The sequence below is a fragment of the Paenibacillus sp. FSL H3-0333 genome (genome assembly GCF_038002805.1).
In the GTDB taxonomy this organism is placed as follows: domain Bacteria; phylum Bacillota; class Bacilli; order Paenibacillales; family Paenibacillaceae; genus Paenibacillus_AQ; species Paenibacillus_AQ silagei.
The window spans coordinates 2,836,955-2,856,281 of sequence record NZ_JBBODG010000001.1; the positions used below are offsets into that span (position 1 = coordinate 2,836,955).

The following is a 19,327-nucleotide window of genomic DNA, read 5'->3' on the forward strand; positions in this document are numbered from 1 at the left end:
GTATGTTATGTCTGAATGCTCCGGCTCGAATAATCCATTTTTCCATGAAAGCCACAAAAAGGGGGGCTACCCTTGAAGGAACAAGAGAGTCCACGCAAATAGAAGCTGCCGCAAAGTCCATTTCGACTTGAAGAGGCAGCTCTACGTTAACGTTACATGTACCTTAGGTTTGATTGCTATAACCGCAAATAACATTCTTCACTCTGAAGTACACTGTTCCTATGCTGATCTCTTCTAGAGGTCTTGCATTGATCAGATCAATGGGTTGAACCGAGTTAAATCCTCCCACATAGGCTTTGGTGTCTGAGAAGAATGCAAGATCGCCAGTGGAAGCAAGCGTAAGAAACCGGGAACTTAAATGATCTACATCAATAATTTGCAGACCACCCAGCGGGGAATCATAAGCTTGAACGGTGACACCAATATACTTTTGCGTAAGCGAAGCGCGAATTTTATCCTGGCCTTTGTAACTGGGGATTTCTTTGAAATAATCATAGGTGATGTTCCCATTCGCATCAGTATTCAGGTTCTTAAATACTTTCAAAATTTCCCTTTCTTCCCGCATCGTGCAGAATAACAAGCCATTGTCCAGATAAACCCCGGATACCGTATTGTCCAGCAAACTTGTCGTATTAAAGGAAGAATTAAGACCATTAATAAAATCGACAAATCCAATATTTGCAAGCTCGACCAGCGTTTGTCCATTCGGGCGAACGGTCAAGGGATTATGGGTCGGGTCATATACACGTTCCTTCGCATGAGTGGAAGAATTGCCATACCCATTTTCAATCATGTTAAAATAAACAACAAAATCTGGAATTGGAGAAAATCCCTTGCCGGCAACAGAGACAAAGGGGTTGTTCTCATTGCACGCAATGGCGAAAGGTGTGCCGTATTTCTTCAAATTGAAACTTCCAAGCACTTTAAGAGTGATGGGATCAAAGAACGTCACACTCGCTTCTCCATAGTTGGCTACAAAGCCAAATTTGCCGCTAGGCTCTATGAGGATAGCAGCAGGTTTGTTGCCAACTGGAATTCCGCCTAAATAGCGAAAGTCATCCGTACTATAGACAAAGACTACATTCCCAAGGTCATCCGCCACGAAAAGCTTATCCCCAGAGGGACTCAAGCACATAGCGGCCGGACTACGGCCTGTTGAAATTCGTTTTTTGATCTCATCGGTAGTGGGATCAATAACAGCGACATATCCATTATTATTATTACTTACATAAGACACATACACATAAGAAAGGCCACTCCGTGTATTCCTGTTACGGTTTGCAGTTCGATTCATATTCATAGATGAAATCCCCTTTCATGGAGCTCTAGTTGGTGGACTCGCCGGGCCCGGCGGACAGACAACCGGATGCCGCATGAGGTTGTTTACTGTATGTTATGTCTGGATGCTCGGGCCCGAATAGTCCTAATGTCCAGTAAGATAGAAAAAAAGCTGCCCCCCAAGTCAGTTCGACTTGAAGCGGCAGCTCGATTTTTATACTAAATCTACATTCAAGGATTGATTGCTATAACCGCAGATTATATTATTGACGGTGATGCGATCAGTGGAATTGTAGCCAATCAGAAGAGCGGGCAGCGCTGTTGCCGTTCCCACATCAATCGGAACAATCGAGTTCACCTCTCCTACATAAGCCGTGCTGTCACCGGCAAACGCTAAATCACCTACATAGGGGAGCGGAACAAACTTTGAACTAGAAGTGTTTACATCGTAGAGTTGCAGACCACCTGTCGGGGAAGTGGTGGGCTTTATGGTGATGCCAATATAATTTTGACTATGTGTAGCACGAATTTTATCTTGGCCCTTGAAGCTGGCGGGTTCTGTAAATTCATCATAGGTAATGTTTCCTTGCTGGTTGAAAAATAGGTTTTTAAATTTTTTCAGATAAGCTCTATCTTCTTGCGATGTGCAAAATAACAAATTGTTGTCCAGGTAGACTCCAGATACTGTATTGTCCAGCAGACTTGTAGCTTTGGACTCTAAAATTGCATGAAATGAAGAAACAACCACCATGCCAGTCGGTCCAAATGTGACCAGCCCCGCTCCATTTGGATAAAAGGTCAAGGGGTTGTGGATCCCGTCAAATTCAAGCTCAATATCTTCCCCAACAGGTTGAGCGGTGTTATATTCAACATCAATACCGACAACATTACCTTTATCATTATCTTTAGACTTGCAGGCAACAAAGACAAAGTAGTTATTCATGTTACCGGCAAAGGCGAACGGGTAGCCACTTCCGTCAGGCAATTCCACTTGTGCAATAACCTCGTCCTTGTCAGCGTCAATAATTGTAACGGCCTTGTCACCAGAATGGGCTACATAGACTTTGTTCACGCGAGGAGCAGCGAAGATAGCAACAGGAGCGCTTTGAGCGGACGAACTGCTAATGGGAAGGGTTTTGATAACTTTAAAGGAATACGCATCAATGATAGTGACCGAATCCTGGACATTACTCACTACATAAAGCTTATCCTCCTGGTTATTCAAGCACATAGATACGGGCTTTGGGCCCACCATAATCCGTTCAATGATCTTATTTTGTGCAGGATCAACGACAGCAATATAGCCAAAGTAAAGGGAATGTTCATAACTCACAAACACGTAAGGATTAGTACCTGATGATAAATTTCTGCGACGCTTTGCCATATTCGTATTCACGAATAAAAACCCCTTTCATGTGCTGCTGGATAATGGACTCGCCGGGCCCGGCGGACGGACAACCGGATGGGCAGGCGCGCCGGATCTCCCGGATGCCGCATCAGGTTGTCTGCTGTATGTTATGTCTGAATGCTCCGGCCCGAATAGTACATTTGTCCAATAAAGCCACAAAAAGGGCTGAGGTTACCCCTTCACCGCTCCCGCCGTAAGTCCGCTTACAATGCATTTCTGGCAAAAAAAGAGCTGTCCTCAAGTCCATTTCGACTTGAAGAGACAGCTCGATTATTATACTAAATGTGCATTACAAGGATTGATTGCTATAACCGGAAATAATGTTCTTCACGTTGACGCGGTCTGAGGGACTTGTGCCAATCGGAATAGCAGGAATGGGATTACTTGGATCTCCCAAAGCTATCGGTTGAATCGAAGTCAGTTGTCCTACATAGGCAATGATGTAATCGTAAAGTGCTAAATCACCGACATAAGGGAGCGGAACAAACCGTGAACTAGCAGCGTTTACATCGTAAATTTGCAGACCACCTGTCGGGAAAGTGGTGGGTTGAATGGTGATGCAAATAGTACTTTGATCACTTGAAACACGGATTTTATCCTGGCCTTTGTAGCTAGGAATTTCTGTGAATTGATCATGGGTGATGTTTCCTTGCTGGTCCATGAACAGGTTGTTGAATTTTTTCAGATAGGCTCTATCTTCCCGCGAGGTGCAAAATAACATATTGTTATCCAGATAGATCCCGGATACCGTATTGTCCAGCATACTTGAAGTTTTGGACGGACCAATTGTAAGTTGTTCAAAATGAGTCAACATGCCAGTCGGCCCAAGTGTGACCAGCTCCACTCCGCCTGGGTACACGGTCAAGGGGTTGTGGGTCCCGTCAAATTCAAGCGGAGTATCATCCCCAACTGGATGGGCGGTATCATCGTCAACGGAAATGGCGACAACCTTGCCTTTATCATTATCTTTAGACTTACATGCAACAAAGACAAAGAGACTGTTCACCTTACCGGCAAAGGCAAAAGGGTAGCCGCTTCCGCTAGGCAAATCCACTTGCTTAATAACCGTATCTGTGACGGAGTCAATAATTGTAACGGCCCTGTTACCCGAATGGGCTACATAGACTTTGTTCACGTTAGCAGCAGCGAAGATAGCAACAGGAGCGCTAGAGGTGGACGAAGAGCCAATGTGAAGGGTTTTGATAACGTTAAAGTTATATGCATCAATGATAGTGACCGAATCATTGCCCGTATTTACTACATAGAGCTTATCCTCACTTGGATTCAAGCACATAGGACCAGGGTTAAGGCCTACCGGAATCCGTTTGGTGACCTTATTGTATACAGGATCAATGACAGCGACGTAGCCAAAATAATAGGAAAGTTCATAACTCGCAAACACGTAAGGATTAAAATTTGATGCTAGATTTCTTCTGTGGTTTGCTATTTTTGTATTCATAATTAAAAGCCCCTTTCATGTGCTTCTGGCTCATGGACTCGCCGGGCCCGGCGGACAGACAACCGGATGGGCAGGCGCGCCGGATCTCCCGGATGCCGCATCAGGTTGTCTGCTGTATGTTATGTCTGAATGCTCCGGCCCGAATAATCCATTTGTCCAACAAAGCCACAAAAGGGGCTGAGGTTATCCCTTGACCGCTCCCGCCGTAAGTCCGCTAACAATGTACTTCTGGCAGAAGATATACAGGATCAGTACGGGGAGGGAGGTCAACACCAGATCCGCAAAGATCAGGTTCCAGTCCCGGCTGTACTTGCCGTAGAAATTGTATACCGAGAGCGGCATCGTCCAGTCCGAACTGTCCGTCAGGAAATAGAGCGGAATGGTGATGTCGTTCCAGACGGACATGAAGACCATAATGGCTACGGTGGCGTTCACCGGGACGATCAGCGGGGTGACGATCTTGAAGAACACATCGAAGGTATTCGCCCCCTCCAGAAAAGCCACTTCATCCAGCGCCTTCGGAATAGACCGGATGAATCCGCTGTACAGAAACACACTGAACGCCGTATTCAGCGACGCATAGATCAGAATGACGCTGGTGATGCTGCCATAGAAGCCCATCCATTGCACAACACGGATCGTGGTGATGGTGGACATCGGCGCAATCAGGCCCATGAAGAAGAACATGTACAGGAAATTCGACCACTTGGTCTCCCGGCGTACCAGAATGAAGGAGGCCGCCGAGGAGGTGAAGATATTCAGAACAGACGAGACGCCGGTAATCAGCATCCCGTTCAGGAATGCCCGTCCCAGACCGCCTTCCTTGAAGACGGTTGTATAGTTGGAGAACTTCCACTCCTCCGGGAGCCGCAGGGAGAACTTCAGTACCTCGGAGCTGGTCATGAAGCTGCCGAACAGCATAATCAGGAGCGGTAGGATAATCAGGAGCGAGGCCAGGATCAGGAACCCCTCCACCAGATAGTTTCGCCAGGCCATTTTACGGGAAAAGCTCATTATTCCGATACCTCCTTACGCCGCATGAAGATCAGCAGGGGAATGGCGATGACAGTTACAGCAGCGAACAGCAGGGTATTGACGGCTGTGCCCAGCCCCCAGCTGCCTTCCCCGAACGAGCGGAGGATGATGGTACCGACCACCTGGGAGGCATTGCCCGGTCCCCCGCCGGTGAGCACGAATACCTCGGAGAATACCTTGAGGCCGCCGATCAGGGTCAGCATCAGGTTGATGTTGATCGCAGGAAGCAGCAGCGGAATCGTGATGCTGCGGAAGCTGCGCCAGGAGCCGGCGCCGTCAATGGTGGCGGCTTCATAATATTCCTTGGAGATCGACTGGAGCCCGGCCAGATAGATCGCCATCTGGAAGCCGGTATGCTGCCAGATGGATACGAAGGCAACTGTCCAGATGACAAGAGCCGGATTGGTCAGCCAGGCCTGGCTCAGCGAAGGCAGACCCACAGCCTCGAAGATGCGGTTAATCGTCCCGTCGGAGCGCAGCATGGGCGTGAACACAATGCTGATGACCAGCACGCTGAGGATCGACGGCGAGTAGAAGATCGCCCGCAGAAGGTTTTTGGACTTCAGCTTCATGTTCAGGCCGACCGCAAGCGCGATGCCGAGCAGATTTTTACCGAGTACGGTAACGATGGCGAAGATCGCTGTGTTTTTCATCGCAAGCAATAGCGTTCGATCTGTGAAAATCCGTTCGAAATTGTCCCAGCCGATAAACTTGATAGCTTCTCGGTCCAGCCGCCAGTCGGTGAAGGAATAGAAGAGTCCGATCAGCGCTGGCAGCACGAAGAAGATCGAATAGATGAGCAGTGCAGGCCAGATCAGGTAATACGAGTATAGTCTCTTGGATACATTCATCTCTTCACACTCCTATATAGCCAGGGACAGAATAAAGCCCTGGACGGGCTTTATTCTGCCTGCTGTATGGTTAATCAGATTGGATACTTGATTTAAAAGCCTTCCACGCCTTTGTCCTTCATCAGCTGGCTGAATTTCTCATCCCAGGCCTTGAGTACGCCCTGGGCATCCAGGCCGCCGGCGAATTCATCCTGAAGCAGACGGTACAGCTCGCTGCGGTCTACGATCATGTAGGCATCTGTGGTCAGCGTAGTCTTCTTAGGTGTGATATATTGATCGACAATCTCCTGCTTGTATTCCGGAAGCTTCGGTGTAGTGACATCGCTGAAGTTGGAGACGGAGCCCTGGCTGTCCACCATTTTCTGTGCGACTTCTTTGGTGGCAAGGAACTCCAGGAATTTCTTCGCTTCATCCATATGCTTGGCTTTCTTCGGAATGAACAGCTGGCCGCCCAGCGGGCTTGCGCCCAGTTTGGCGTCTTCAGAGGAAGGGATGGCGAACAGGCCCAGATGCACATTCGGGTCCTTCTCGGCCACGTTCACGATCAGCCAGTCGCCCATGAACATCATCGCCGTTTCCTTGTTCAGGAATTTGCCCACGGCCATATCGTAGCTGTCGCTGAGAATGTCTGTGTTGGTGTAGCCTTTCTTGTAGACCTCGTATTGTTGGTCCAGGAAGGTGGCGAATTCAGGGACATCGGACCACTTTTTGCGGCCGGCATTAATGTCCTCGAACAGGGATGGCTCATTCTTGGCTGCCCAGTCAGCAAAAGCGGCTGCCGGCCAGATATTCGCCGCCCAGTTATCCTTGAACGGCATGAACACCGGCGTAATGCCACTGGCCTTGATTTTCTCGCACACGGCCAGGAATTCCTCGTAGTTCTTCGGAATGCTCAACCCCAAGTCCTTGAAGATATCCTTGTTATAGACGACTCCCTGCATCCCTGTATCCTGGCTGTAATGGAAGCTGTAGACATGATCGTAAGCGGAGAGCACATCCTTATTCAGCAGCCGGCTCACCCAAGGCTCATTATCGAGAATCTCGAAATTACGCTCCAGGTTCAGGTCCGTGGTCGCACTGGCGAGATTATATTGAATCAGGTCAGGCACCTCGTCAACGGCCAGCTTGGTCTGTAGTACGGTGGCGGTCTGTTCTGCCGGAAGCAGCTGGAGATTTACTTTGATGTTGGTTTTCTGCTCGAATTCATCCAGCACATCCTGGGCCACGAACGCTGAATCCTGCGAGCTTTTGGAGATGGCCAGCTCGATGGTTACCTTTTTGCCGCTGCTGCTGCCTCCGCTGTTACCGCCTCCGCTGTCCGTTGCCGCAGCATTGCCCTTACCTGAATTGTCAGAGCCGCATGCCGCCAGCGTTAAGGTCATGATTCCAGCGAGCAGGCCTGTCGCGATTTTCTTCATTTGCTTACTCATGTGATCGCCCCCGTAGTGTATTTTCTGTGAACTGAATCCGTTTACATTGCCCATTATAGAATGAGGACGGCGCAAGGTACATGTTTGTACTTGACACTTTCTGTGTAATATTCTGAACTCCGGGGATGGCTTGTCATTTCGCCCGATTGGTTGTAAAGTAGGCAGCATCCTAAGGTTCAGGGAGGGCTCGGGCTTGGCTACTATTGTTCAGAAATTGCGCGGAGGCAGGGTTCAGGCCAGTCTGCAAACGAAATTCTTCTTCACCTTCATGCTGCTGCTGCTGATTGTGCTGGGCTGCTTCCTGGTCTACGTGAATTATATGGTGATCCAGCCGCTCAAGGACAAGACGGAGAACGAAATGAAGCGGGCGGCTGTCCAGGTCAGCGACCAGCTGAACCTGTATATCAGTAACCAGAACCAGCTCTCCCAGCGGATTCTGTCGAACAAAGAGGTGTTCACGCTGCTGTCCGCAGGTGATTACTCACAGCTTACCCTTGAAGGGCTGACCCGGAGCCGCCGGCTGAAGGACATCATGTTCCAGGCGCTGGGGCCGAGTCTGAACATTGAGGATATGATGATCTATGATCTGACAGGGGAGCGGGTGGCAACCTATATCGGATATGCGGATAGCCCGGCTTCGCTCAGGCCGTTTCTGGAAGAGAGCAGCAACCTGCCGACCTGGAATGCAAGCGGTTACGCGCTCTATCGGCAGGGGGCGGATGCCATCTCTTTTGTGCGTGCGATCAGGAACCAGAATGGTCAGGTGTTCGGCTATCTGGCGGTGCAGCTTGATCAGCGGTATTTGAACAGATCTGCTGCGGGCCTGGCGGGCGGCAAGGTCTATATTGTAGATCAGGACCAGCGGCTGGTCTCCAGCTCTCCGGCACTGCGTGAAGGGGAGAAGGTCCCCGAATTCGCAGCGTCTCCCTCTGAATCTGCAGCAGCTAGCGGAATTTATCTAAGCAGCGGCCAGAACTATGTGGCTTACCACCGCTCTGCTGAGACGGGCTGGACTACCTACGTGGTGAACCCCAAGAATGTGGTGCTGGGCCCGGTCAATTCGGTGAAATACATCTCTATTCTGCTGATCACCGCGCTGATTCTGTTCTCGTTCATCTTCATCTACTTCTCGACCCGGAACCTGCTGCTTCCGATCCGCAAGCTGCGCAGCCAGATTCTGCGGATGAACTACAGCAACCTGAATATGAAGACGGGCCCGCGTACCCACAACAATGAGCTGATTCAACTGAATAGCGCTTTTCAGGAGCTGCTGGAGCGGCTGCAGGAATCCATCGAACGGGAAAAGCTTGCGCTCCACGAAGAAGTGAAGTCGCGGAATTCCGCCTTGCAGGCCCAGATCGCGCCTCATTTTATCCACAATGTCCTGTATCTGATCAGTATTGCCGCCCAGGAAGGGAAGAATAACGTGGTGACCGAAATGTGCAAGCATCTCTCGGACAGCCTGCGCTATATTGTGTCCTCCCCTTATCAGCATGTGACATTGACGGAGGAGCTGAAGCATACCCGGCATTATTTGTCCCTGATTCAGCAAAATTTCGAGGATGACCTGGAGTGGGAGATTGACGGGGACGGGGGGCTTGAACGGATTGAGCTGCCCCGGCTGGTGATCCAGCCGTTCGTGGAGAATTGTATCGAGCATGCTTTTAAGAATACGGACCCTCCTTGGAGGATTGAGGTGCGGGTGAAGGTATATAACGGTCTGTGGGCCATCGAAATCCGGGATAACGGGGAAGGCTTCGCGCCGGGCAGGATCAGGGAGATTCTGGACAATATTGAGGACTCGGATTCCGGGGTTAACGAGCTTCGGCATGATACCTCAGGGATTGGCAATATGGGGATTGTGAATACGGTGAACCGGCTGAAGCTGATGTACAGGAACCGGCTGTTCTTCAACATCTACAACCACTTAGACGGGGAAAAGGGTGCCACGGTCCAGATTATCGCATCTATGAGTAAAGACTTCTACTAGAACCGGGGAGGGAGCGCTATGTATACCGCTATCATTGCAGAGGACAGCAAGCCGATTCTGCGGAATATCGAGGCTCTTTTGCAGTCTATGGAGCTGCCTGTCCGTATATCCGCCACCGCCTCGAACGGGCTGGATGCCCTGGAATACATCAAGGCTAACCCGGTGGATATCCTGCTGACTGATATCCGCATGCCCAAGCTGGACGGACTTGCGCTGATCGGGCAGTGCAGGCAGGTGAATCCGGCGCTCAAGGCGGTGCTGATCAGCGGCTACAGCGACTTCGAGTATACGCGCAAAGCGCTGAATCTGCAGGTATTCGATTATCTGCTGAAGCCGGTGGAGCGGCAGCAGCTTGTCGAAGTGATGCAGCGGCTGGTCGCACAGCTGCAGGAGCAGGAGGGCAGCAGAATAGGATTGCCGGAGGGAGCGATCTCAGCCGGGCAGCAGCGGCCTAAGAGCAGCGAGGAGCTGTTCCGGCAGCTGGAGCAATACGTGCAGGAGCAGCTCTACGCTCCGCTCTCCATTACCGAGGCCGCGCTTAAGTTCCACGTGAGCCCTTCCTATGTCAGCCGGATCTTCAAGCGCTATTCGCACCAGACCTTCGTGCATTACAGCATGCGGCTGAAGATAGCCGAAGCCTGCCGGCTGATCGCGCTCCGGCCGGAGCTGAAGGTGAAGGAGCTGTCGGAGCTGCTGTCCTTCGGCGACCAGCATTATTTCTCCAAGGTGTTCAAGGACTATACGGGCGTAAGTCCTACGGAGTATAGGGGAGGGGAGCGGTGACGGTAGCGGGTATAAAGATCGATCTTAAAGAATTTGAGTTGAGAGAAAAGTGGCGGAGGGGAATTTTGGAACTGGAGGAGCGGTAGCGTCCGCCTTTGTATTAGGATTTCTACCGCAAAGAGTGGTACAAATTCATGAAATCCTAATACAACAGCGGCCGGAAGTCCAAAACTTCTCTGGAGTCACGGCTAGGCCCGCAACAACAAAATCATTAGTTCTCTTGCTAAGACGGCAGCGCTGCGGATAGGCGGTGCCGTTTTTATTTGCCGTATTTTCCTGGAGGAATGCCCGTGATGTTCTTGAAGGTGCGGATGAAATTGGCATAATCATTGAAGCCGGACAGGTAGCAGGTATCGGACACGGAGTTGCCGGCGGACAGGAGCTGCTTGGATAACGCGATCTTTTTGAGCAGCACATAACGGTAGATGGTGCCTCCGGTCTGCTGCTTGAACAGATGGCTGAGATAATATTTATCCAGATTCAGCTCCCCGGCGATATGCCCCAGCGACAGATTCAGGTGCAGGTGGTTGTCGATATAACTCATCGCGGATTGAATATGGGAGGAGATTATGCTGGGCACGGCGGCACGGGAGCGGCTGTACAGCTCGTTGACCAGTACCAGAATCTGAATCAGATACGTCAGGGCCAGCACCTCGCTGCCGTACTGCTTGCGTTCCAGGGCTGTAATCAGCTGTGAGGAGAGAGCGGTATACTCCGAGAGCAGCGGCTCCTCCATCCGGGCCAGGTTATTCTCTCCGGGCTGGCGGTTCTGGAAGCAGGCCAGCAGATTCGTGGTTGCCGTACAGAACGGATAGACCAGCGGGGCTTTGAAATGTATGGTCAGCCGCTCATAAGGGTCGGGGGAGCGGTTGATGATTTTATGAATCTCATGATTGTTGAATAACAGGACGTCGCCGCGCTCCAGCGGATAGCTGTACTGGTCCACGAAGCCGTTCACGCTGCCTCCCAGGAACAGGAAGATTTCGTAGTGGTCATGGATATGGAAATCCCTTGTCGGCGAGATCGGGGAATTGCCGATACCGGCCAGAATATCGCCGTCGAACGTTTCATAATACCGGGCATGCTTCATTGTCACTGCCCCTTTCATGTTGATCACAATATACGCAATATTTCACCACTATTCGCAAAGACATTGCAATAATACCACAATACACTAGAGAAGAAGAATACCTGAGAGGGTGGAACTAGGGATGAGTGGGATAGAACAGCGTAAATACTGGCTGGATACGATGCTGCGGATTGGAACGCCGGTCCTGGAGGCGCTCTCCGCGCGGAAACTGAAAGAACAGTTACCTGCGGAGTTTCATAGCGGGCGCAGCCAGTTTGCGCATCTGGAAGCTTTTGCAAGGCTGGCTTGCGGCATGGCTCCCTGGCTGGAGCTTCAGGGGCTTGAGGGTGAAGAAGAGCAGCTGAGGGCCCGTTATGCCGGGCTGATGCTGGAAGCGATTGATGCGGCGGTCGATCCGCAGTCGCCTGACTATATGGAATTCAAGACCGAGGGCCAGCCGCTGGTCGATGCGGCATTTCTGGCCCATGCTCTGGTGCGGGCACCGAAAGCGGTTACAGCCCGGCTGGACACACGGGTCAAAAGCAATCTGATTGCGGCGCTCAAGCAGACGCGGCGGACCGCCCCCAGCGGCAGCAACTGGCTGCTGTTCAGTGCGATGGTGGAAGCAGCCTTATACCTGCTGGGCGACCCGGAGTATGACCGGATGCGGGTGGGTTATGCGGTCCACATGTTCATGGACTGGTACAAGGGTGACGGGGTCTACGGGGACGGAAAGGATTTTCACTGGGATTATTACAACAGCTTTGTCATTCAGCCGATGCTGTTGGATGTGGTTACCCTTTTCGAACAGGAGAATGAGGAGTATGCCCGGCTTAGATCCTTGGTCCAGCAGCGGGCGCAGAGATATGCCTCCGTGCTGGAGCGCAGCATCGCCCCGGACGGAACGTATCCGTTCCTTGGGCGTTCTATCGTTTACCGGTTCGGGGCATTTCAGCTGCTGTCGCAGGCGGCGCTCCAGCATCTCCTGGAAGACTCGCTGCCCCCGGCCCAGGTGCGCTGCGCTTTGACCGCTGTCATTAGCCGGATTATGCAATACCCGGGCACGCTGGATGAGAACGGCTGGCTGCAGCCGGGGATCTACGGCTATCAGCCGGAGCTGGCCGAGAGCTACATTAATACGGGCAGTCTGTATCTGTGCGCCGCTGTTTTCCTGCCGCTGGGGCTGCCTCCTGCTGACCCCTTCTGGTCGGGAGAGGACATGAAATGGACGGCCCGGAGAATCGCAGACGGCGAGAATGTGATGCGGGACCATGCTTTGGAATAAGGGATACAGACAGAGCGAACAGGAGAGGGAGCTTGGGCATGAACATACAGGAACTTAAGGCAATCGTAGAGAACATGAAGCCGGCAGATCTCAGCTTATATTATCCGCAAGGGGATGCGGCCGCTTTTTGGAGTGAGGCGGGATCTTCTGAAGTCTTACAAGCCAGTCTCAGTGAGATTCATGCAGAGGCACGGAGGCTGGAAGGGCAGCCTATACCGCTGCTGACGTATCGTTTGTTTACCCTTTTCCGGCAGACGGGGTCGAGACTGGAGTATGAGCGGCCTTATTTTGAACGGAGAAGAAGATTGAATACGTATGTGTTCCTTAGTCTGCTGGAGCCGGAGAATGCAGCAGCTCTGGAGCAGCTTACAGATATTCTATGGGCGATCTGCGATGAGTACACATGGTGTGTTCCCGCTCATCTTCCTGAGAAGCATGATGCTGCAGACATTAATCGGCATATCGACCTGTTTTCTTCCGAGACGGGCTTTACCTTAAGCGAAATTCTGCTCCTGCTCGGGGAGCGTCTCCCGCTGCTGCTCCGCTCCCGGATACGCAGTGAGGTGGAGAATCGAATTTTCCGGCCGTTCCTTGCGCATGGCCCTTATTTCTGGGAGACCTCGACTCACAATTGGGCAGCGGTCTGTGCGGGTTCTGTCGGGGCGGCTGCACTGCTGCTTGTGAAGGACAAGGACATGCTGGCGGAGATCCTGCTGAAGACAGAGAGCAGCATGAATTATTATCTGCAGGGCTTCGGGGCAGACGGAGCCTGCCAGGAAGGGCTGGGCTACTGGAATTACGGGTTCGGCTATTTCACTTATTACAGCGATCTGCTCCGTGCAAGAAGCGGAGGCACGCTGGACTGGTTCAAGCAGGAGAAGGTGGCACAGATCGCCCGCTTCCAGCAGCAATGCTTCATAGACGGCAGCTATGTCGCTAATTTCTCCGATTCCGTGCCCCGGGTGCGGGTGCATATGGGACTCTCCCATTATCTGGCGGACGTCTATCCGGATGTCCTGCGCCCGCCTTCTGCGCTGCGCGCCCCGTTCACAGAGGATCATTGCAGCCGCTTCGCACCGGCTCTGCGCAATCTGATCTGGACAAGATCCGGAGAGGAGAATGAGTCATGGGAGGCAGGCAGCAGCTATCTGCCCGATGCAGCCTGGCTGGTAGCAAGGCATATCTCCGCTGCCGGCGCCTTCGGCTTCGCGGCCAAGGGCGGCCATAACGACGAGCCGCATAACCATAATGACCTGGGCCAATTTATTCTGAGCGGCCGGGGGGAGATCTTCGCGGCTGATCTGGGCAGCGGAGAGTACACGTCGGACTATTTCGGTGCCGGCCGTTACGGCTATGACTGCAACGGGTCGCAGGGCCACAGCGTGCCGATTATTGACGGCCAGTACCAGGGGGCAGGACGGGAGTTCGAGGCAACGGTGCTGTATGCATCGGCAGCGGAGGCGAAAGATGAGCTGACGCTGGAGCTGGCCCGGGCGTACCCGGTAGCCGGACTGCAATCCCTGGTCCGTTCGCTGGTCTGGCATAAGGAGGAGCTGCCCCGTCTGGAGCTGACAGACACTTACCGCTATGACGGAGCTCCGGCAAGCTGGACGGAACGGTTCGTAACGTGGCGCAGACCGGAGTTGACGGGTACAGGGCGAGTACTGCTACCGGGTGCCGAAGGCCACGGCGTTCAGGTGATCTACGATCCGCAGATCGTCCGGCCGGAGATTACCGCACATGTGTACCAGGATCACTATGGCCAGGACACGGTGTGGAATACTCTGGACTTCCAGGTTCTCCAGCCCGGAGCAGAGGGCGTATTGATGTTTACTTTTCAATTTATATAAGGCGTACGGCATGGGTACATCATTCACACAAAGGCGGGATTCATATGAGCAGAACCATAGATCAGGCATGGGTAGATGAGGCTTGGAGTAAGGCACTGGAAAAGACGAGAACGAACAGTATCAGCATCGGAGCCGAATTCCCGCATGCCAGTCAAGGCGGCAAGTATGTTCTGGAGGTACCAAGCTGGTGGACCGCCGGCTTCTGGCCGGGCATGCTCTGGCAGCTCTATGCCGGGAGCGGTGACGAGGGTCTGAAGGCAGTAGCCGAGCGCTGCGAGGAGCGGCTGGATGAGGTGCTGGACGGCTACGTGAAGCTGGATCATGACCTTGGCTTCATGTGGCTGCTGACCAGCGTCGCCAATTACAAGCTGACGGGCAGAGAAGAATCAAGGGTCCGCGGGCTGAAGGCCGCCAACTATCTGGCCGCCCGCTTCAACCTGAAGGGCCGCTATATCCGGGCCTGGAATCCCTGGAGAGAAGGCGAGGACAACAGCGGGGTCGCCATTATTGACTGCAGCATGAACACCAGCCTGCTGTTCTGGGCCTCCGAAGTCACCGGAGACCCGCGTTACCGGCATATCGCGGAGGCACATATGGATACGGTGCTGGAGCATTTCATCCGGCCGGACGGCTCCGTCTATCATATTGTCAACTTCAACCCGGAGACGGGCGAAGTGGCAGAGAAGCTGGGCGGACAGGGCTATGCGCCGGAATCGGCTTGGTCGCGCGGCGCGGCTTGGGCACTATACGGGCTTGCGCTGGCCTATCACCATACGGGCAAGCCTAGCTACCTGCATGCGTCCAAGCAGGTTGCGCATTTCTTCCTGACCCGGCTGCCGGAGGATCAGGTCCCGCATTGGGATTTCCGCGCTCCCGGCGATGTTGGCGAGATTCGCGATTCTTCGGCCGGTTCCTGTGCGGCAAGCGGTCTGCTGCTGCTGGCCGGGCTGGTGGAAGAATCAGAGGCTCAAGTCTACCGAAACGGGGCGCTTAGAATCACGGAATCTCTCTACCGCAATTATGGAACGTGGGACAATCCGGCTGAACAAGGGCTGCTGCTTCACGGCACCAGTAACTATCCTGAAGACCGGAACATCGATGTGCCGCTGATCTACGGGGATTTCTTCTATGTTGAGGCACTGGCCCGGATTAAGGGAGCAGGCCCGTTCTATTGGGAGTAGGAGGAGTATGATCATGACGAACGATAAGAGGACTCCGGTGGTTGGAAATCTGGGGACAGGCGATCCGGCGACGGGCAAGCTGGGGATTCAGAGCAATCCGCTGAAGACCCGGGACGACCTGCTGGCTGCCCTTGAGCAGCTGACAGAGCCGCTTCGGCCGCTCTATAGCAGAGGCAGCGCAAGACTTGAGATCGGGATTACGGGAGCGAGCTATCCGTCAGCCACCGCCGGAATGGAGGGCTTCTCCCGGGTGCTCTGGGGACTAATTCCACTGCTCGCCGGAGGCGGGAACAGTGAACTATGGGCCACTGTGCTGGAAGGCATCCGGCACGGCACCGATCCGGCCCATGAGGAATATTGGGGTGATGTAAGGGACTATGACCAGCGTCTGGTTGAGATGGCCGCCTTCGGCTTCGCGCTGGCGGCTGCGCCGGAGCATCTCTGGTCCCCGCTTGCTCCGCAGGAGCAGGAGCATCTGTACAGCTGGCTGAACCAGATCAATTCCCGTCCCTGCTACGACTGCAACTGGCTGTTCTTCAATGTGCTGGTGAATGTCGGCTTCCGCACAGTAGGACGGCCTTATGATGCGATTCAACTGGAGCGGAATCTGGAGCGGATGGATGCCTTTTATCTGGGTGAAGGCTGGTACAGTGACGGTGTTGGCGGACACTGCGATTATTACGGGCCCTTCGCCATCCATTACTATTCGCTGCTGTATGCCAAGCTGATGGAACGGGAAGACCCGGAGCGTTCCCGTCTGTTCAAAGAACGCGCCCGGCTCTTCGCCGTTGAATTCATAGTCTGGTTCGCCCCGGACGGCGCTGCGCTTCCCTACGGGCGCAGTCTGGCCTACCGGTTCGCCCAGTCTGCATTCTGGAGCGCTCTGGCTTATGCAGAGGTGGAGGGCTTCCCTGCCGGTGTGGTCAAAGGCATCGTCCTGCGCAACCTGCGCTGGTGGTTCCGCCAGCCTATCTTCGATGCAGCCGGTGTGCTGACCATTGGATACACGTATCCGAATCTGGTCATGGCGGAGAATTATAATGCGCCCGGCTCGCCTTACTGGGCGCTGAAGACCTTCCTGCCGCTTGCCCTCGGCGCGGAGCATCCGTTCTGGAGAGAACCGGAGCTGCCGCTGCCGGAGCTTCCGGCTGTGACGGTGCAGCATCCGCCGCATCTGGTTCTGGTCCGCGAACCGGCTTCCGGTCATGTAGCCGCCTTCAACAGCGGGCATCTGTCCACCAATGAGCATACCCATACCTCGGCCAAATACGAGAAATTCGTCTATTCCACAGGCTTCGGGTTCAGCGTTCCCCGCTCAGAATGGGGATTGTCGCAGGGTGCCTATGACTCCATGCTGGCGCTAAGTGAAGGCGGGGACAATCTGTACCGCGTTCGGCGGCGGAATCTGGAATCAGAGATCACAGACAACGTCCTGCGGTCCGTCTGGAAGCCTTGGGCTGATGTTGAGGTACGTACATGGGTGGTAGCGGGTCTGCCGTGGCATATCCGGATTCACCGGATCGAGACGGGCCGGGCGCTGGACGTTGCCGAGGGAGGCTTCGCGCTGGGACAAGAGACGGAGCTTGTGCAGCAGCTGGACGAACTGGAGGCGGCGGCAGCGACCCCATGGGGCACAAGCGCCATCAAGGGGCTGATGGGTTATACCAAGGCTCAGCTAATCTCGCCGAATGCCAACACGAACCTGCTTCATCCACGGACCGTGCTGCCTACCCTGACGGCATCGCTGGAGCCTGGAGTTCATTGGCTGGCTTCTGCTGTGTACGGCGACCCTTCATCTGCGCCGCTGACAGACGGGGCAAAGGAACTCGGCCTGATGCTGGAACAGACTCCTGAAGACCTGCTCCAGATCAAGCTTGCCGGAGAGCGGATTACGGTGCTAACCTCCGGCGGGACAGAGCTCAGCATTCCGGTGCAATGAGCAGAAATATGGTGCGAAAACACAGCATTTTGGTCATAGTACAGCAATTTGGTCATAGTACAGCAATTTCGGTCAATAACTCAACATCGGCTCTTTAGTGCCACCTACACAAGCAGGCCAGCAGCTTCTCCTTTGGAGAGGCTGCTGGCCTTTCGAGGCTCGTGGACCAAAATGTATGTTAAAAACCGATCACAATTGGACTGGATGCGGCGCGTGGACCAAATGTAATCGAAAAACCGATCACAATTGGCCTGGATACGGCGAGTGGGACAAATGTAATCGAAAAACCGATTACAATTGGACTGGATGCAGCGCATGGACCAAATGTAATCGAAAAACCGATCACAATTGGCCTGGATGCGGCGCGTGGACCGATGGCGTAAAGTAAGTTGTGTACCAAGATTTGGAGCCTAGTCAGGCACCAAAAAAGTAGGGTACCCTCGGGATTGCGAAACCACCAAGGAGGAACTCTACCAATGAATATTTTACCCGAAAGTTCTCTGAATAATCTATTTGAAAAACTTGTTAAAGATTTTGTGAAAGACAACATGGAACGCCTGTTGCGCGCCGAAATCCAGGGGTTTATGGAGAGTGAAGAAGCCGGCGCCAGCAATAGTCGCAATGGCTACTATACGCGAGACTTACACACGAAATATGGCCATATCGAGGATCTTCAGGTGCCCCGGGACCGCCAAAGCCTTTTCCAGACGCAGATGTTTGAGCCGTACCAGCGGCGGGACGGATGGTTAGAAGAGGCCGTCATCCAAATGTATAAATCGGGCATGGGTACGCGGGATGTGGCCCGGTTCATTGAAAGTATGTTTGGCAGCCACTACTCCCCCACCACGGTCAGCAATATTACGGCTACAGTGCTGGACGATATCCACCAGTGGCAAAAGCGGCCACTGAGCAAACGGTACTCTGTGATCTATTTAGATGGGCTGTACGTGAAGCTGAAACGGGGCACGGTTCGTGGTGAAGTGGTCTACTTTGCGATGGGAATTGACGAGGAGGGACAGCGTCAAATTCTCGGGTTCTACGTGGGTGGCCAAGAGAGTTCGAATGGCTGGCGGGAGGTACTCAAAGACCTGTACGACCGCGGAGCGCAGGAAGTCCTGCTGGGTGTGTTTGACGGGCTACCGGGACTGGATGCGGCTTTTAAAGAGACCTATCCTCAGGCGGATGTACAGCATTGCGTAGTGCACAAAGTGCGGGCCACGTTTCATAAAATTCGGGTGGAGCACAAAACCGATGTCATGGAGGCGTTGAAAACCATATATACGGCACCGGATGAAGTGGTAGCCCGGGCTAACTTTGATACGGTCAAAGCGAAGTGGAACAAGCTGTATCCGAAGGAAATGAGGTCCTGGGAGGAACAGTTATCCACACTCCTGACGTTCTACAAGTATCCGCAGTCGATCCGTAAAGCGATCTACACGTCGAACCCCATCGAACGGATGAACAAGGAAATCCGCAAGCGTCTGAAACCGATGAACAGTCTGACGAACATGGATGCGGCAGAGAAAATCGTGTACCTGGAGATGCTGGAATACAATGAACGTCATGCAGGGCGGGTCGCCCAAGGCTTTGGCATGGATGCCGTTAAAAAGAAGCTAAAAGAGCTATTCGAAACACGCTATCCCTCTTTGCCCACACCGGAAGAGGCGTAACAGAGAAATCCAGTTTCTGGGGGGTCGGGGTTCCCCCTTCCCCCAGAAACACTACATCCCAACCCGTAACCCGGGGGAGGCACTTCTACTCTTTTACAC

General features: G+C 53.3%; 14 protein-coding genes. 7 read left to right on the forward strand and 7 right to left on the reverse strand.

Annotated features, from left to right (window positions below; genetic code table 11):
• Positions 1–163: 163 nt before the first annotated feature.
• The 6 genes from MHH78_RS12375 to MHH78_RS12400 form a co-directional block, all read right to left on the reverse strand.
• Positions 164–1,300 (reverse strand): YncE family protein, encoded by a 1,137-nt coding sequence (locus MHH78_RS12375; RefSeq protein ID WP_341167569.1) that lies wholly within the window; start codon positions 1,298–1,300, stop codon positions 164–166.
• Positions 1,301–1,492: 192 nt separating this feature from the next.
• Positions 1,493–2,674 (reverse strand): YncE family protein, encoded by a 1,182-nt coding sequence (locus tag MHH78_RS12380; protein WP_341167570.1) that lies wholly within the window; start codon positions 2,672–2,674, stop codon positions 1,493–1,495.
• Positions 2,675–2,975: 301 nt separating this feature from the next.
• Positions 2,976–4,145 (reverse strand): YncE family protein, encoded by a 1,170-nt coding sequence (locus MHH78_RS12385; RefSeq protein WP_076086941.1) that lies wholly within the window; start codon positions 4,143–4,145, stop codon positions 2,976–2,978.
• A 183-nt stretch (positions 4,146–4,328) separates the two neighbouring features.
• Positions 4,329–5,159, reverse strand: a complete 831-nt coding sequence (locus MHH78_RS12390) for a carbohydrate ABC transporter permease (RefSeq protein ID WP_341167571.1) — start codon at positions 5,157–5,159, stop codon at positions 4,329–4,331.
• The gene (locus tag MHH78_RS12395; RefSeq protein ID WP_076081290.1) at positions 5,159–6,031 is read right to left on the reverse strand and encodes a carbohydrate ABC transporter permease; all 873 of its coding nucleotides are present in this window, start codon (positions 6,029–6,031) and stop codon (positions 5,159–5,161) included. The genes MHH78_RS12390 and MHH78_RS12395 overlap by 1 nt, the downstream gene beginning before the upstream one ends.
• A gap of 92 nt (positions 6,032–6,123) precedes the next feature.
• Complete coding sequence (locus MHH78_RS12400; RefSeq protein ID WP_341167572.1) at positions 6,124–7,461, reverse strand: ABC transporter substrate-binding protein; 1,338 nt, start codon at positions 7,459–7,461, stop codon at positions 6,124–6,126.
• A gap of 193 nt (positions 7,462–7,654) precedes the next feature.
• On the opposite strand from MHH78_RS12400, the gene MHH78_RS12405 reads away from it, so the two are divergent.
• Both MHH78_RS12405 and MHH78_RS12410 read left to right on the forward strand, forming a co-directional pair.
• Positions 7,655–9,451: a sensor histidine kinase gene (locus tag MHH78_RS12405; RefSeq protein WP_341167573.1), complete on the forward strand. Its 1,797-nt coding sequence runs from the start codon at positions 7,655–7,657 to the stop codon at positions 9,449–9,451.
• 18 nt (positions 9,452–9,469) lie between these two features.
• Positions 9,470–10,234 (forward strand): response regulator transcription factor, encoded by a 765-nt coding sequence (locus tag MHH78_RS12410; RefSeq protein ID WP_341167574.1) that lies wholly within the window; start codon positions 9,470–9,472, stop codon positions 10,232–10,234.
• 259 nt (positions 10,235–10,493) lie between these two features.
• Here the strand turns inward: MHH78_RS12410 and MHH78_RS12415 are convergent, their stop codons facing one another.
• A complete protein-coding gene (locus MHH78_RS12415; protein ID WP_341167575.1) occupies positions 10,494–11,324 on the reverse strand; it encodes a helix-turn-helix domain-containing protein in 831 nt (276 codons plus the stop codon).
• A gap of 121 nt (positions 11,325–11,445) precedes the next feature.
• On the opposite strand from MHH78_RS12415, the gene MHH78_RS12420 reads away from it, so the two are divergent.
• The 5 genes from MHH78_RS12420 (at position 11,446) to MHH78_RS12440 (ending at position 19,228) form a co-directional block, all read left to right on the forward strand.
• Complete coding sequence (locus tag MHH78_RS12420; RefSeq protein ID WP_341167576.1) at positions 11,446–12,588, forward strand: DUF2264 domain-containing protein; 1,143 nt, start codon at positions 11,446–11,448, stop codon at positions 12,586–12,588.
• A gap of 38 nt (positions 12,589–12,626) precedes the next feature.
• Positions 12,627–14,438: a hypothetical protein gene (locus MHH78_RS12425; protein ID WP_341167577.1), complete on the forward strand. Its 1,812-nt coding sequence runs from the start codon at positions 12,627–12,629 to the stop codon at positions 14,436–14,438.
• Positions 14,439–14,482: 44 nt separating this feature from the next.
• A complete protein-coding gene (locus MHH78_RS12430; RefSeq protein WP_341167578.1) occupies positions 14,483–15,619 on the forward strand; it encodes a glycoside hydrolase family 88 protein in 1,137 nt (378 codons plus the stop codon).
• 13 nt (positions 15,620–15,632) lie between these two features.
• The gene (locus tag MHH78_RS12435) at positions 15,633–17,558 is read left to right on the forward strand and encodes a DUF2264 domain-containing protein (RefSeq protein WP_341167579.1); all 1,926 of its coding nucleotides are present in this window, start codon (positions 15,633–15,635) and stop codon (positions 17,556–17,558) included.
• Positions 17,559–18,034: 476 nt separating this feature from the next.
• The gene (locus tag MHH78_RS12440) at positions 18,035–19,228 is read left to right on the forward strand and encodes an IS256 family transposase (protein ID WP_341167049.1); all 1,194 of its coding nucleotides are present in this window, start codon (positions 18,035–18,037) and stop codon (positions 19,226–19,228) included.
• The last annotated feature ends 99 nt before the right edge of the window (positions 19,229–19,327 follow it).